The organism is Synechococcus sp. MIT2312 (assembly GCF_059772315.1).
This window is the reverse complement of record NZ_CM186281.1, coordinates 2,207,974-2,222,852: the sequence shown is the minus strand read 5'-3', so window position 1 is coordinate 2,222,852 and position 14,879 is coordinate 2,207,974. Positions and strand designations below refer to the sequence as shown.

Sequence of the window (14,879 nt, the reverse complement as noted above, 5' to 3'; positions counted from 1 at the left end):
CAGTCCAGAGAACCAACAAAAAATGAACTGAATGAGGAGAGTATCAATGAATACATTATGGCGAATCGACAGAAGTCAAGGAGAAAAGATTAGATCTGACTCAAGACATTAAAAAGCGCAAAAGAGCATCGTTCAAGGAGTACCACTCTTGACACCTCGCGAAAAAATTCGGATTTCAATGTTTTTAATCAAAACATACATGGGTGGAACAACGAGCAGTGACAACGTCATGCCCATCAGAAGGCCACCAAAAACAACTGTGCCGATGGCTTGCTGAGCACTGGCTCCAGCATTCTGGGCAACCACAAGGGGGAAAAAGCCAGCAAGAGAGGCGACTGAAGTCATCAAGATGGGCTGAAGCCTAGCTTTGCCTGCCTCTGCGGCAGCGAAAACAATCTCTTCACCAGCCGACACGCGTTGCTCCGCGGCTTCGACAACAAGAATAGAATTTTTAGCCGCAAGACCAATCAGCATCAAGAAGCCGATCTGAACAAAAACATTCACGTTCATCGAACGCAATTCGAGGAACACAAGACTGCCTAGTATGGCAATCGGAACAGTGATCATGATCACAGTTGAAATGATATAACTTTCATATTGAGCGGACAGCACTAGGAAAACAGTCAATGCAGCCATCACAAACAGGAAAAGGATCTGGCCACCAGATGTTTCCTGAACCCTTGAAACTCCGGTAAATTCATAACCAATATCCTTATAGCCAAGAGAGCCCATGACATCTTTGACAGCCTTAATCGCCTGCCCCGTTGAATATCCCGTGCTGGGAAGAGCCTGGCATGTAATAGAGCGATTGAAATTAAAGTGATCAATCGTCTGAGGATTGGTGACTAGTTCATAGCTGGCAATCTCTTTTACACTAACGTAATCTCCGTTGGTGTTTTTAATGCCATAATTCATCAAGTCATCAATCGTGCTTCTTTCCTGGGGTTGACTGATAATAACAACATCCTTCGGACCTCCATCCAATGAAGTCTGGACAATGCGTTTACTGCCAGCATAGGCACCGATTGTATTAACAACATCTCTATAGCTAAGATTAAGAGATCCAAGCAGCGACCGATCAATGTTAATTTGATAAGATGGATTGTCTGGAGAAAACCGGGTTTGAATGCTTTGAATTGAAGGCTCCTGTGATGCCTTAGCCAAAAACTGTTGTGTCAACGCATAAAACTCATCAATCGAATAACGGCCTTTGCTTTCGTCGGTCAAAGCAACCGTCAAAGAAGCATTCTCACCAAAACCAGTAATCATCGGTTGCTGAACCAATTGAATGGGAAATCTTGTCGGTAATGCTGCAAGCACTATTGAGAGGTCTGAAGTTATTTTTTCGATTTTTTGGCTTAACTGACGACGCTGATTCAAAGGAAACAATTGTAGAAATATAATTGAAAAGCCATCACTGGAATCGATAGCCACAAAATCCTCGATACCCGATAACTTTTTAGCTTTTTCTTTATTGAGGAAGTCTCTAGCCTGTCTGCTTACAGGTCCATAGGCGGTGATCGATGCCCCTGGATTAAGTTGATAATAACCCGTCAGGAAACTCATATCTTCTTGTGGGATAAAACCAACAGGGATGATATTGAATAAATAGAGTGTGGCGAAAGCTAGAGGTAGAAGAGAAACGCCCACAAGTTTTCTTTTTTTCAAAAACCAACCCAACAATTTCTCATAGACAGATTCAAGTTTTGAATAATATTGATTAAAACCATTAAAGACAGACTCCAACCTGAGACCAATGAAAGCAAAAAGGGCTGCACTGATCGGCAGAGCAAGGTTTCCAAAACTCGCCTTCGTGAAGTAACCCATCAAGAGTCCAACCCCAGCACCAAAGGTTGCTGTAATCCACGATGGCATCGACTCCATTCGCCCTGGACGAAGCAGTAGTGCAGACATCATCGGCGAGAAAGTCAGAGCATTAAATGTTGATATTGAAATCGAGCAGATGATCGCAACTGCGAACTCGATATAGATATTGCCAATGGGACCGCTGACCAAGGTTACAGGGAGGAATAAAGCAATCAGCACTAATGAAGTGGATATAATCGCTCCAAACAATTCATTCATTGATGCAAAAGCTGCTTCTATGGAAGACATTCCCCTTTGAATATTTGCTGTCACTGACTGAACAACAAGTATGGCATCATCAACAACAAGCCCAGTAGCCAAAACCAAGGCCGTCATGGTCAGAAAATTAAGGGTGAAACCAAAGAGCTGTAAAAAGGCAAATGTTCCCACGATCGATATCGGTATTGCTAGCCCGGGGATGAGGATGGTGCGCCAATTTTGCAAAAACAACAGCAAGATTAAAACAACTAAGACAATTGCCAATCCCAACGCATCAAAGACATTTGAAATCGAATCTAAAATAAAGGATTTTCGATCATTGAATTGTACGACTTTAATTCCAGGGGGAGCGGTAGATTTGAATTTTTGGATGAGCTGATCGATCTTCTCACCGACCTGAACAGCATTACTTCCAGACTGGAGATTAATTTGGATAAACACCCCAGGATAACCACTACTTGACAAAATAGAACTTTCAGGGCTAGCGATATATTGAACATTGCCAATATCTTTAACCCGGAGAACTGCTCCAGTGGTTAATCGTTTCAGCACAATATCTTCAAATTCTCCTATTGATTGGATGTAGCCACTATCCTCAATCATCACTGAATAGCTATATGTAGAGGGATCTCCAACACGACTGGCTCCAACATTTCCACCAGAGGCAGGGAAATTCTGAGAGATGATCTGATTATCCACTTCATCAATACTTAATCCATAAGCGCGAACTAAGTTTGGATCGATTGAAATCTGAAATACAGGTTTTGGTGGATATAAAGTTAATTTGCCAACTCCATCAATCAATTGAAGTTGCTTCTGCAATTGATCCTTAGCTAAAGAATTGAGGTAGGCAGCATCATATTGACCTTTTGTTGAAGTGATCAAGTAAGCACTAATAGCTGTATCTGTTGTCTGCGAAATCGTAATCCCCAGATCTTGAGTCTGCATCGGTAAATTTGACTGGGCCTGTTGAACACGATTCTGAACATCTAATGATGCTGTATCGGCAGAAGTGTCAGGGTCTAAATGCAGCGTGATAGAAGTTGAACCAGCACTTGATGTTGAAGTGATGTAATCAACGCCTGGTGTATCTGACAAAATATCTTCAAGTTGCTGCGTAATGGAAAGTTCAACAAATGACGCATTGCCGCCGGGATAGGGTGCAGTCACAACAATCTGAGGTTGTGCAATATTGGGCAGAAAATCAATTGGCAACCGGCCAAGAGAAATCAACCCAAGGATAAAGATCACCAGACTGCAGACACTGGTAAGAACTGGTCTTGAAATGAAGCGATCAGATAGAGACATTTATAAATCGAGATTATTTAGTAGACCTGATTGATACTGGTGTGCCATTAGCAAGCACCGCTGATCCGCTGATTGGAATCAAATCACCGACTTTTAAGCCTGACACAACAGGAAAATAATCATCCTGTAGGCTTCCTAGCTTAAGTGGTGTATTGACGGCAATAAGGGTAGTTGAAGGCAACGTAGACATTGATTTTTTTTGTTGAGGATTGACATCTGCATTCTTCAAAAAAGATTTGATTGGAATAAGTTTGTAGGTGTAGGGTTGTTGGGCTTTAAACAACACTGCTACAGCGGGTACGCCAGGATGACGCTGAGTTCCAATAACAATTTTGGAGCGGATTAATTGCGCAGGGCGAAGACCTGCTTTTTCGTTAACAAACACTGCTCTAACCTTTAGAGTATTCAATGACTGATTGTTACTACCATCGAACTCAAAATAGGGGGGAATAAAAGCAATTTTACCCTCACCAATAACATCATTTTTTGACTCATCAAGCATTTTTACTTGTTGACCTAGCTTGATCTTGCTGGCTTGCAATGCAGGAACAGAAAGATCAATGGAGAGATTTTTGTTATTAACTACAACAAAACTGTCGTCACCTTGCTTTAGGTAAAAGCCTGGGTTAATTCCTGATAAATCTCCGATGATACCCTCAATAGGTGATCGAATTGACCTCTTATTGAGAGCTTCTTGCTTGGAAACAAGCTTACTCTTGGCTCGAACAACCGCAATTTGCTTCTCTTCAGCTGCCTCTTTTTTTACACCCCCCTCTAATGCTAATTGCCTGTACCTTTTCGCTTGAATCAAGGCCTCTTTCAACTCTGCTTGAGCCGTTTTAAGTTCTGCCATTTGTTCTGCATTATCTAAAACAACTAAAATTTGACCTATACCAACAGAATCGCCTTCATTCACCAAAACCTGTGTGATCAAACCATCCACTTGTGGCCTTAGCTCAATATATCCAGGATTAACAAGTGTGCCTTCAGCTTGAATAATCTCAGCAAATTGTCGCGGTTGAATCCTCGTGGCGTCAACGGGGAATGCTTGAGGAGCTGGTGTTTTACTTTGGCAACCTGCAATCATGCAAGTAAGCCCACACAAAAAGCCAAGCTTGACTGCATGTCGCATTTTGGAGCGGACGTGCGAAGGCAAAATTAGACAACTAAATTTGCCAAATCGTAGCTCTTAAGTATGCTTTTGCAGAATTCATCAACAAGTATTTCGCGAAGTCAGCACTTGACGACAAAAAATACCCATCACCCTTCCCTCGATGAAACCAATGACTTATCTATCTTTGCGCAGTATCTCCTGATTGTGCAGAGATTCATACCTTGCATTAATCACATCAGAACATTTCCCGATCAACACGACAAAATCACCCGCGCTGAATGATCCTCAAGCGCGTATCAGTTGTACGCTGACCATTCGCATCACTCTGATTAGTTTGATAGAGATTCACACATTGTCGGCAGTCACTAATGATCGCCTGGTAATGAATTTCTTTAATTAAAGAACCAATCCTTCTCATTCAAAGATTCCTGGGCAAGGCATTCGTTTATGAAAAATGCATCCGATGAATCCTCGGCTGAAGATCTCGTTGATCAACCTTACAAATATGGCTTCGTCACGGAGATTGAAGAAGAGAAAATTCCAAAAGGAATCGATGAAGATGTAATCCGCTTGATCTCAGCCAAAAAGGAAGAGCCCGAGTTCATGCTTGAGTTCCGCCTGAAGGCCTATCAGCAGTGGCTGACCCAGGAGGAGCCGAACTGGGCCAAACTTGGCTATCCGGCGATCGACTATCAAGATATCATTTACTACGCGGCACCCAAAACGAAGGAAAAGAAACGAAGCCTAGAAGAGGTTGACCCAGAGCTACTCGACACATTCAGCAGGCTGGGCATTCCCCTAAGCGAGCAGAAAAGATTAGGCAATGTTGCCGTGGATGCTGTATTCGATAGCGTTTCGATTGCAACAACATTCAAAGAAAAGCTTGCGGAACATGGAGTGATCTTCTGCGGATTTGCAGAAGCCGTGAAAGAACATCCTGAACTTGTCAAAAAATATCTTGGCACTGTCATTCCGAGCAACGATAATTTCTTTGCGGCCTTGAATGCATCAGTGTTCAGCGACGGCACTTTCGTTTACATCCCTAAGGGAGTGGAATGCCCGATGGAGCTGTCCTCCTATTTTCGAATTAACTCCGGAGATGCCGGACAGTTCGAGCGCACCCTGATCGTGGCTGAGGAAGGTGCTTCCGTGAGTTACCTCGAGGGCTGCACTGCCCCGATGTTCGACACCAATCAGCTTCATGCAGCGGTGGTTGAACTGATTGCACTTGACGATGCCTCAATCAAGTATTCCACCGTTCAGAACTGGTATCCAGGTGATGAGAACGGCGTTGGCGGCATCTACAACTTTGTGACCAAACGCGGTCAGTGTCGTGGAGCCCGCAGCTGCATCAGCTGGACTCAGGTGGAGACCGGTTCAGCAATCACCTGGAAATATCCCAGTTGTGTTTTGATCGGTGAAAATTCCGTTGGTGAATTTTATTCTGTCGCTCTAACCCATCATCTTCAACAGGCAGATACCGGCACAAAAATGATTCATATCGGTCCTCATACACGCTCAACCATTGTCAGCAAAGGGATCAGTGCCGGAAAATCAAGCAACAGTTATCGAGGCCTTGTTCATGTGAACCCTTCCGCCAAAGGAGCTCGAAACTACAGCCAGTGCGATTCCATGCTCATAGGAGACAATGCCAGCGCCAATACCTATCCCTATATCCATTGCCAACAGATGAATTCTGCGGTGGAACATGAGGCCAGCACCTGCCGGATCTCAGAAGATCAGCTCTTCTATCTGCAGAGCCGCGGCATCGGATTTGAGGAGGCCGTCTCGATGATGGTCAGCGGTTTTTGTCAGGACGTCTACAACCAGTTACCGATGGAGTTTGCCGCAGAAGCCGACAAACTTCTCTCGCTTCGGCTGGAGGGAGCTGTGGGTTAAAGCCCTCGATCAAGACACCAACCAACGCAGTATTTCTCCATTCTTCTCCATGATCAATCCGGATTCAGAACTTCTTCTCGACATCAATGATCTGCATGCATCTGTGGAGGATCAGCCCATCCTCAAAGGCGTCAATCTGCAGATCAGAGCCGGTGAAATTCACGCGATCATGGGCCGCAACGGCAGCGGTAAAAGCACCCTCTCCAAGGTTCTGGCCGGCCATCCCGCCTATCAGGTCACCGGCGGCAGTGTTCGTTACCGCGGAGAAGACCTGTTCGAACTGGAGGCAGAAGAGCGTGCGCGTCTCGGTGTGTTCCTGAGCTTTCAATATCCAGTTGAGATCCCAGGCGTCAGCAATCTGGAATTTCTGCGCGTGTCCACCAACGCCCGGCGCGAAAAGCGGGGCGAGGAAGAACTCGACACCTTTGACTTTGAAGACCACGTGCGCGAGAAGCTCAAGGTGGTGCAGATGGATCCTGCATTCCTCGAGCGCAGCGTGAATCAGGGCTTCTCCGGTGGTGAGAAGAAGCGCAATGAAATTCTGCAGATGGCGCTGCTGGAGCCGGTGGTGGCGATCCTGGATGAAACCGATTCCGGTCTGGATATCGACGCCCTGCGCATCGTGGCAGGTGGTGTGAATCAGCTTTCCAATGAGCAGAACGCCACGATCCTGATCACCCATTACCAGCGATTGCTCGATGAAATCACCCCCGATTACGTGCATGTGATGGCCGCCGGCCGCATCCTGCGCACCGGCGGCCGTGATCTGGCTATCGAGCTGGAAAAAACCGGCTACGACTGGGTTGACAAGCAGCTTGCCGCTGAGGGAGTGGCCTGATCATGGTGAGCAGTGTGCTGGCACCGGTGCAGCAGCGAGGACGGGAAGCCCTCCAGCGGCTGGGATTGCCCACCCGTAAACAGGAAGCCTGGCGCCTCACCGATCTCAAACGTCTTGAGGCCGTCCATGCACTGCCACTCATTGGCGCCGATAGCGCCAATGAGTGGCCAGAACCACCGCAAAGCGGACTCCGCTTGCTGCTTGGAACTGATCAGCATCCATTGGAAGGATTGGAGCTCCCCACCAGCATCAAGGCCTTGAACAGGGATGAGCTCGAGCTCCTTCTCGGCCGCGCAACGGATCACTGCGGCTGTTCTGAGGACTGGCCGGTCGAACTGAATAAGTCCTGCAGCCATCAGGTCCTCGCTTTAAGGGTCAGCGGCAAGGCTCCACCACTGGAGCTCGTAATTGCTGCCAGTGGTTCGGGATTGCTGGCCACACGTGTTCTGCTGATTCTTGAACCGAACGCCGAACTCGAACTGCTCGAGGTCTTCCAGGCAAAGAACGGCGTTGCGCACAGCCATCTCTGCGAAATCCTGCTCGGGGAAGAGTCACAGCTTCAGCATGGCTTGGTCTCGATGGGCGATGGCAGCAGTTCACTGTTGACAACGCTGGCCATACAACAAGAGTCTTGCAGCCACTATGCGTTGTCCTCCTTTGTTCAGGGGTCGTTGTTAGCTCGAATCGAGCCGAGAATCGTGCAACTGAGAGGGCAAGCCTTCACGTCTCTAAAGGGATTGGCTGTGGCTGCAGATGAACAGCAAATCGGCGTGCACTCCGCCATGCGTTTCGACGGACCCGAGGGTGAACTGGATCAACTGCAGAAAAGCCTTGTCTCAGGAAAATCGCACACCATTTTCAATGGCTCGATCCAGGTGCCCAAAGAAGCACAACGAACCAATGCCGCTCAGCTCAGTCGCAATTTGATGTTATCGAGTCGTGCACGCGTCGATACAAAGCCAGAGCTTGAGATCATCGCCGACGATGTGAAGTGCGCGCACGGCGCAACAGTCAGCCAACTTCAGGAGGACGAACTCTTTTATCTACGCAGCCGTGGAATCACCGAAGCGGAAGCAACAGCTTTACTTCTGAATGGATACTGCCAAGAAGTGATCGATCAGTTACCAGCCAATGCCGAACGATGGCAGCTGTCGAGAAGAATGCATGATGTTCTGATGACACCGACTTAGGCCATTCAGATTTCAATCAAGACAGTTGAATGACCCAAGGCTTACAGACGAAACCAAATAAAAAATTTCCGTAAATAGTGATACAAACCCAAAGCCTTGATCCAGCTTTTCCCGTCAGATCTTTTCAGGCAACTTTTGTGTTTTGATCTTCCGGGAAAGGCTCGGCCACGATCTAGTTCATCTGCCTCAACACAGACATTGATCAGCCCAGACGATGGCTCAAGGAGATCTCCCGCCAAGTCAATAATCAATCACTGGACTGCGTTTCTGAAATCGTCGGCATGACCGATCTCAGGTCAGAATGCCGCGACGTGATGGGCCGACCTCGTGAAACTGCCGGTGTTCCTTTTGGGGTTGGCCTTGCTGCTGCCCTCAACAGCTCAAGCCAAGCCCAAAAAGGTTCCTTTCCCGACCAGGGAAGAATTGCGTGCACTCCAGTTGCTGGCCTACAGCTGTTCGCGTGCCAATGACCAGGACAGCTGTAGTAAGACTCGCAGCCTTGCCGATCCACTCATGGACCACCCCAGACTGTCGGCTGCCTGCAAAGACACCGTCTGGGAACTGGTTCAGGCTTCAGAGGTGGTCAGCACCAACAGCTTCCAGCGCCGCGACAGTATCGATCGACCGGCACGCCGGCTGACGCTGGTCTGTTCAGAGCCAGAAAAACCGAAGCAACCTGCTGCTGCACCAGCTCAGACCTAAGTGCTCACAGCGCCTCAATCCCACTCAAAATCGAAGCGTTGATCAGGAAGCAGTCTCGTGAGCTCCGTACCGGCCTCCTGCCACAGCTGACTTGAGATCAGCGGATGTGAGCGCAGCTCACGGATCAGCTCTTTCACATCTCCCTCAGTGAGCCCATGGCTGGACACCATGGATTCCAGACGTTTCTGAAAGTGATCAAACACCTTCTGTTCCTGCTCAGAGAGAGGGCCAGCGTTGGGGTGATTGATCTCCATCACGCTTCAGAAGCCGGTATCTCTGAAAAGTAGCTGCGACAAGTGGTCGCGCCGACAACCCTGAACAGCATGTGGCGTGTAAAGGTTCCTGGTATCCGCTCCCGTCAGGGATGACCGCCTCCGCCTCGGCAGAACCCGCTCAAACCTTCGTGCGGCTCGAAGCCCCTTTCACCGACCAGAAGCCGGGCACCTCCGGATTGCGCAAAAGCAGTGCTCAGTTTGAGCAACCGCACTATCTCGAAAGTTTCATTGAAGCTGTGTTTCGCACCCTTCCAGGCGTGCAAGGAGGCACGTTGGTGCTCGGAGGCGACGGTCGTTACGGCAATTTGCACGCCATCAATGTGATCCTGCGCATGGCCGCAGCCCATGGCCTGAACAAGGTGATCATCACCACCGATGGCATTCTCTCCACACCGGCCGCGTCCAACCTGATCCGCAAGCGCGGGGCCATTGGCGGGATCATCCTTTCAGCCAGCCACAATCCAGGTGGACCCAATGGTGACTTCGGCGTGAAGGTGAATGGAGCCAACGGTGGCCCCACACCAGGATCCTTCACCGATGCGGTGTTCGAGTGCACCAAGTCACTGGAGCGGTACACCATTGTTGAAGCTCCCGAGTTGAATCTCGGGACTCCAGGAACACACCGCATCGGTGGCCTTGAGGTCGAGATCATCGATGGCGTCGATGACTTTGCGGCATTGATGCAGCAATTGTTCGATTTCGATCAGATCAGGGGTCTGCTGCGCAACGATTTCCCGCTGGCCTTTGACGCCATGCATGCCGTCACGGGTCCCTACGCCAAACGTGTGTTCGAGGATCTGCTGGGAGCACCAGCAGGCAGCGTGCGCAATGGAATTCCACTTGAAGATTTCGGCGGCGGGCATCCGGATCCAAACCTCACTTACGCCCATGATCTGGCGGATCTTCTCCTCAAGGGAGACGACTACCGCTTCGGTGCAGCCTGCGACGGTGATGGCGACCGCAACATGATCCTCGGTCACCGCTGTTTCGTGAATCCCAGTGACAGCCTGGCCGTACTCACCGCCAACGCCACGCTGGCTCCGGCCTATGCCTCAGGTCTTGCAGGCGTTGCCCGCTCCATGCCGACCAGCTCCGCTGTTGATGTGGTGGCGAAGGAACTGGGCATTGAATGCTTCGAGACACCAACCGGCTGGAAGTTCTTCGGAAATCTGCTGGATGCCGGCCGCATCACGCTCTGCGGCGAAGAAAGTTTCGGGACCGGCAGCAACCACGTGCGGGAAAAAGACGGTCTTTGGGCCGTGCTGTTCTGGTTGCAGATCCTCGCGGTACGCCGTTGCAGCGTGGCGGAGATCATGAACAGCCACTGGGAGCGCTTTGGGCGGCACTACTACTCACGTCATGACTATGAGGCAGTGCCCACCGACGCCGCCCATGGCTTGTATGACCGTCTCGAAGGCCTCTTGCCTGGTCTGGTCGGCCAATCCTTCGCCGGTCGCACCATCACTGGGGCCGACAATTTCAGTTACACCGACCCTGTGGACCAGTCGATAACCCAGGGCCAGGGCCTGCGCATCCTTTTGGAGGACGGCAGCCGCGTTGTGGTGCGCCTCTCTGGGACCGGTACCAAGGGGGCCACCATCCGGGTCTATCTCGAGAGCTACGTGCCCAGCAGTGGTGATCTCCATCAGGATCCCCAGATCGCCTTGGCAGACATGATCAGCAGCATCAACTCACTGGCGGAGATTCACCAGCGCACAGGAATGGACTGCCCCACCGTGATCACCTGAGCATCAGCGACGCCGCTGCTCCCTCCCCGTTGTCTTTGGGGAGCGGTACTCCTCCTCAGGCGCACTCTCCTGGAGCTGACGCATGCTCTCGATCGATGAGCCAAACAGCATGGCGGAGGCGATCACGACGCCTCGGAGATACAGCAACCTGGTGCGAGGGATCTCGGCCGGCGTGTTGCGAATGAATGTGCCGAGAAAAATCGTGAGGATGACGCCGATGCCGGCGCCGATGAAGGCAGCCCAGAGCACCTTGAAACCATTGAATCCAGAAGGTGCAGCGTTGCAGGATTGAGGCTTCGGATCAGGTCTCATGAGCTGCTCAATCCCGCACCCTCCGTGGGCCCAAGCAGAGACTTGAGAACGACATAAAACACCGGCACAACGAAGAGCGACAGAACAGTGGCCATCAAAAGACCACCAAATACAACAGCTCCGAGCGACGTCTGACTGCGAGCACCGGCACCACTGGCGAAGACGAGCGGCATGAAACCGAACAGCGAGGAAATCGCCGTCATCAGGATCGGCCTGAGGCGGGAACCAGCCGCAAAACGCGCGGCCTCCAGTGCACTGGCACCCAGCTGCATCCGCTGGTTGGCCATATCCACGATCAGGATTCCATTGCCAGCAGCCAGGCCGATCAACATCACCAGACCCACCTGGGCATAGACATTGAGCACCTCACCTCGCAAGGCCAGGAAAGCGAGTGCGCCCAGCATGGCTGTCGGTACTGTCATCAGAATGATCAGCGGATCGGAATAGCTTTCGTATTGCGCCGACAGCACCAGGTACACCGCCAGGATGCCGAGGGCAAAGATCACCACCGCCAGGGCACCCGCCTTCACTTCCTCTCGGGAGATTCCAGTCCAGTCGAAACTGAGGCCCTGCGGGTTGATGCTCTCAAAGATCCCCTTCATCGCTGTGATCGCCTGACCAGAGCTCTTTCCAGCCGCAGGCGTACCCTCGATCTTGATGGCTCGATAGAGATTGAAGTGAGGCACCACAGTGGGGCCGAGCGTTTCACGCACACTGAAGAACTCCGCGAGCGAAATCAGATCACCATTGGAGCTTTTGACGTACAGGGCTGAAAGGCGCTCCGGGGTCGCACGGCTTTCAGCATCAGCCTGAACGTAGACCCGACGCACCTTGCCTTCCTGAAAGGTGTCATTCACATAGAGACCGCCGAAGTTGATGCTGAAGGTCTTCATGGCAGCGCCGAAGTCAACGTCAACCGCGGCCATACGATCACGATCCACCTGAATCTCGATCTGTGGCGATTCAGGAGCGAACAGCGTGTAAACGCGGTTGAGATCAGGGTCTGCGTTACCCGCCTGGATCAGTCGCCCTGCCGTGCCATAAAAATCAGCCAGGCTGTACGCCCCACCACTCTGATCGAGAAGCTGAAACTCGAATCCACCGCCAGTGCCATAGCCAGGGATGGACGGAGGTTCAACGACAAACACCCTGGCACCATCCACAGAACGGGCCAGCTTCTGATTGAGCCTCTCCACTATCGCGCCCACGGTCTGATCCCGTTGCTTTCGCTCAGACCAGTTGCTGGTGCCGAAGAAGAACAAGCCCTTGTTGGGACTGTTGCCATCCAGACTTGCACCGCTGAACACGGACGCCGCAGTGATGTTCTTTTCCGTGCGCAATACGGCAGCCACCTGCTGATTAATCGCTTCAGTGACCTGGGTGGAGACGCCCTCCGGCGCCTGCACCACGCCAATCGCATAACCCTGATCTTCGATCGGCACAAATCCACCGGGAATGGACCGGAAGGCAACGGCCGTGAGCAGGATGCCGATGCCGAGAATGCTCATCACCAGGCGACGACGATCGAGAGCCCACTCCAAAGCAGAGGCGTAGCGACTTTGCATCACGGCATAAGCGCTGTTGAACTTGGCGAAAATGACCGGGGTGAACCACCCCAGAGTCAGGCCTAGAGCTGGAAAGAGGATCACCGGGATGACCCGGCTGACTCCCACAAGAATCAAGCCTGTAATGGCTCCACCGATGGTGAAGGGCAGTGCGACCGGTCGATCGACCAAGCGCCCCAGCAGCAGGCCAATCAAGGCACCAACAGCCATTGGAATCAGCACCAGAGGTGCTCCAGCACCAACCACCAGCAATCCATACACAAAACCGATCACCGTGCCGGCGACGGCATAGCTCCGCCGTCCGGGATCCTTCGATTCGCGCGCCAGCAACAGAGCTGACAACATCGGTGAGAAGGTGAGCGCATTAAAGGTGGAGATCGCGATCGAGAAGATCACCGTGGCCGCGAACTGTTTGTAGATCGTTCCGGTCGCACCAGGAAAAAACAGAACTGGCAGGAACACTGCAAACTTCACCAGCGAGGTGGCGATAACCGCTGAGAACAGCTCGTCCATGGTGGCTTTCGCTGCCTCCAGGGCCGTCATCCCTTCCGCTTTTTTGGTCGAGGTGTCCTCGATCACGGTGATCGCATCGTCGACCACGAGACCCGTGGCCAGCACCAAACCGAACAGCGTCAGCTGATTCAGGGAAAAGCCGAAGCCCAGCACCAGACCGAAAGTACCGATCAATGCCACAGGGATCGCAATCCCTGGAACAAGAGTGGCCTTCCAGTTCTGAAGAAACAGGAAAAGAATCAGAACCACAAGCACCACCGCGTCCCGCAGGGAATTCACCACGCCCTGGATGGAGGCGCTGATGAAGTCGGTGTTGTCGTAGATCTTCTCCATCTTCATGCCCACTGGCATGGTCGACTCAAAGTCCGCCAACACCTGCTTCACTCCGTCCGAGACCTCAAGAGCGTTACTGCCAGAAAGCTGATAAACAGCCAAACCAACAGACGGAACACCCTGAAGGTCGGTAGCGCTGACGGCGTAGGACTCACCACCCAGTTGAACGCTGCCCACATCTCGGAGGCGAACCAGACCACCCTCCTCAGCAGTTCGCACCACCATCTGCTCGAATTCCTCAACGCTGCGCAGGCGGCCCTGCAGCTGCACGGTGAAGGTGAATTGCTGCCCCTTCAGCGAGGGCTCACCACCGACCTGACCGGCAGCGACAAGACGATTCTGGCTGGACAGCTGGTTGACCACATCGGTGGAGGTGAGGCCAAAACTGGTGAGCTTGTCGGGGTCAAGCCACAGCCGAAACGCCAGTTTGCGATTGCCGAAGTAGGTGAGATCGCCGACACCGCTCACCCGCTTGATGGCATCGGTCAGGTTCAGATCGAGCAGTCCACTGATCGTCTCAGCGCTGTAGGTGATCTGGTCAGGATCCGCGCTGCCAAAGTTGTAAACGAGCAGAATCGAATTGGACGCTTTGTTGACGCTCACGCCGGCCTGACGCACCTCATCAGGGAGTTGCGGTTCAGCCAGGGCCACACGGTTCTGAACATTGACCTGATTGATGTCACCGTTGGTGCCGCTGGCGAAAGCCACATCAATGGAGCTGACCCCGTCTGCGGAACTGTTGGACTTGATGAAGTCCATGTTCTCGACACCGTTGATCTGCTGCTCAAGAACACTGGTGACACCCTCTTCAACAGAGACGGCATCGGCACCGGTGTAGTTGGCCCTCACTTTGACGGTGGGAGGAGCGATGTCCGGGAGATTTTCGATCGGAAGAATTGGAATCGCAATCAATCCAACGATCACGATCAGAATGCTGCAGACCGTTGTGAGAACGGGTCTGGTAATGAAATTATTGGAGGCGGACATGACTCAGTCG

Annotated in this window: 10 protein-coding genes; 5 read left to right on the top strand and 5 right to left on the bottom strand. The window is 51.5% G+C overall.

What is annotated here, in order from left to right; genetic code table 11:
- Positions 1–132: 132 nt before the first annotated feature.
- Both AC6EI9_RS12175 and AC6EI9_RS12170 read right to left on the bottom strand, forming a co-directional pair.
- Positions 133–3,393, bottom strand: coding sequence for an efflux RND transporter permease subunit (locus tag AC6EI9_RS12175; RefSeq protein WP_498467992.1), 3,261 nt, complete (start codon positions 3,391–3,393; stop codon positions 133–135).
- Between the two features lie 13 nt (positions 3,394–3,406).
- Entirely contained in the window at positions 3,407–4,525 is a 1,119-nt protein-coding gene (locus tag AC6EI9_RS12170) for an efflux RND transporter periplasmic adaptor subunit (RefSeq protein WP_498467991.1), read from the bottom strand.
- Positions 4,526–4,954: 429 nt separating this feature from the next.
- Between AC6EI9_RS12170 and sufB the strand changes: the two genes are divergently transcribed.
- The 4 genes from sufB (at position 4,955) to AC6EI9_RS12150 (ending at position 9,136) form a co-directional block, all read left to right on the top strand.
- On the top strand, positions 4,955–6,406 hold the full coding sequence (gene sufB, locus AC6EI9_RS12165; RefSeq protein ID WP_498467990.1) for a Fe-S cluster assembly protein SufB: 1,452 nt from the start codon (positions 4,955–4,957) through the stop codon (positions 6,404–6,406).
- A 49-nt stretch (positions 6,407–6,455) separates the two neighbouring features.
- Entirely contained in the window at positions 6,456–7,244 is a 789-nt protein-coding gene (sufC, locus tag AC6EI9_RS12160) for a Fe-S cluster assembly ATPase SufC (RefSeq protein ID WP_498467989.1), read from the top strand.
- A 2-nt stretch (positions 7,245–7,246) separates the two neighbouring features.
- Entirely contained in the window at positions 7,247–8,434 is a 1,188-nt protein-coding gene (gene sufD, locus AC6EI9_RS12155; RefSeq protein ID WP_498467988.1) for a Fe-S cluster assembly protein SufD, read from the top strand.
- A 327-nt stretch (positions 8,435–8,761) separates the two neighbouring features.
- Complete coding sequence (locus AC6EI9_RS12150) at positions 8,762–9,136, top strand: hypothetical protein (protein ID WP_498467987.1); 375 nt, start codon at positions 8,762–8,764, stop codon at positions 9,134–9,136.
- 14 nt (positions 9,137–9,150) lie between these two features.
- Here the strand turns inward: AC6EI9_RS12150 and AC6EI9_RS12145 are convergent, their stop codons facing one another.
- On the bottom strand, positions 9,151–9,390 hold the full coding sequence (locus AC6EI9_RS12145) for a hypothetical protein (RefSeq protein WP_498467986.1): 240 nt from the start codon (positions 9,388–9,390) through the stop codon (positions 9,151–9,153).
- A 110-nt stretch (positions 9,391–9,500) separates the two neighbouring features.
- Between AC6EI9_RS12145 and AC6EI9_RS12140 the strand changes: the two genes are divergently transcribed.
- On the top strand, positions 9,501–11,159 hold the full coding sequence (locus AC6EI9_RS12140; protein WP_498467985.1) for an alpha-D-glucose phosphate-specific phosphoglucomutase: 1,659 nt from the start codon (positions 9,501–9,503) through the stop codon (positions 11,157–11,159).
- Between the two features lie 3 nt (positions 11,160–11,162).
- On the opposite strand, the gene AC6EI9_RS12135 is transcribed toward AC6EI9_RS12140, so the two are convergent.
- Positions 11,163–11,471: a hypothetical protein gene (locus tag AC6EI9_RS12135; RefSeq protein ID WP_498467984.1), complete on the bottom strand. Its 309-nt coding sequence runs from the start codon at positions 11,469–11,471 to the stop codon at positions 11,163–11,165.
- Positions 11,468–14,869, bottom strand: a complete 3,402-nt coding sequence (locus AC6EI9_RS12130; RefSeq protein WP_498467983.1) for an efflux RND transporter permease subunit — start codon at positions 14,867–14,869, stop codon at positions 11,468–11,470. Before AC6EI9_RS12130 ends, AC6EI9_RS12135 begins: the two co-directional genes overlap by 4 nt.
- Positions 14,870–14,879: the final 10 nt, after the last annotated feature.

Coding starts and splice junctions, on each gene's coding strand:
- AC6EI9_RS12175 (WP_498467992.1), bottom strand. CDS start 3,393: ATGTCTCTATCTGATCGCTTCATTTCAAGACCAGTTCTTACCAGTGTC.
- AC6EI9_RS12170 (WP_498467991.1), bottom strand. CDS start 4,525: ATGCGACATGCAGTCAAGCTTGGCTTTTTGTGTGGGCTTACTTGCATG.
- sufB (WP_498467990.1), top strand. CDS start 4,955: ATGAAAAATGCATCCGATGAATCCTCGGCTGAAGATCTCGTTGATCAA.
- sufC (WP_498467989.1), top strand. CDS start 6,456: ATGATCAATCCGGATTCAGAACTTCTTCTCGACATCAATGATCTGCAT.
- sufD (WP_498467988.1), top strand. CDS start 7,247: ATGGTGAGCAGTGTGCTGGCACCGGTGCAGCAGCGAGGACGGGAAGCC.
- AC6EI9_RS12145 (WP_498467986.1), bottom strand. CDS start 9,390: ATGGAGATCAATCACCCCAACGCTGGCCCTCTCTCTGAGCAGGAACAG.
- AC6EI9_RS12140 (WP_498467985.1), top strand. CDS start 9,501: ATGACCGCCTCCGCCTCGGCAGAACCCGCTCAAACCTTCGTGCGGCTC.
- AC6EI9_RS12135 (WP_498467984.1), bottom strand. CDS start 11,471: ATGAGACCTGATCCGAAGCCTCAATCCTGCAACGCTGCACCTTCTGGA.
- AC6EI9_RS12130 (WP_498467983.1), bottom strand. CDS start 14,869: ATGTCCGCCTCCAATAATTTCATTACCAGACCCGTTCTCACAACGGTC.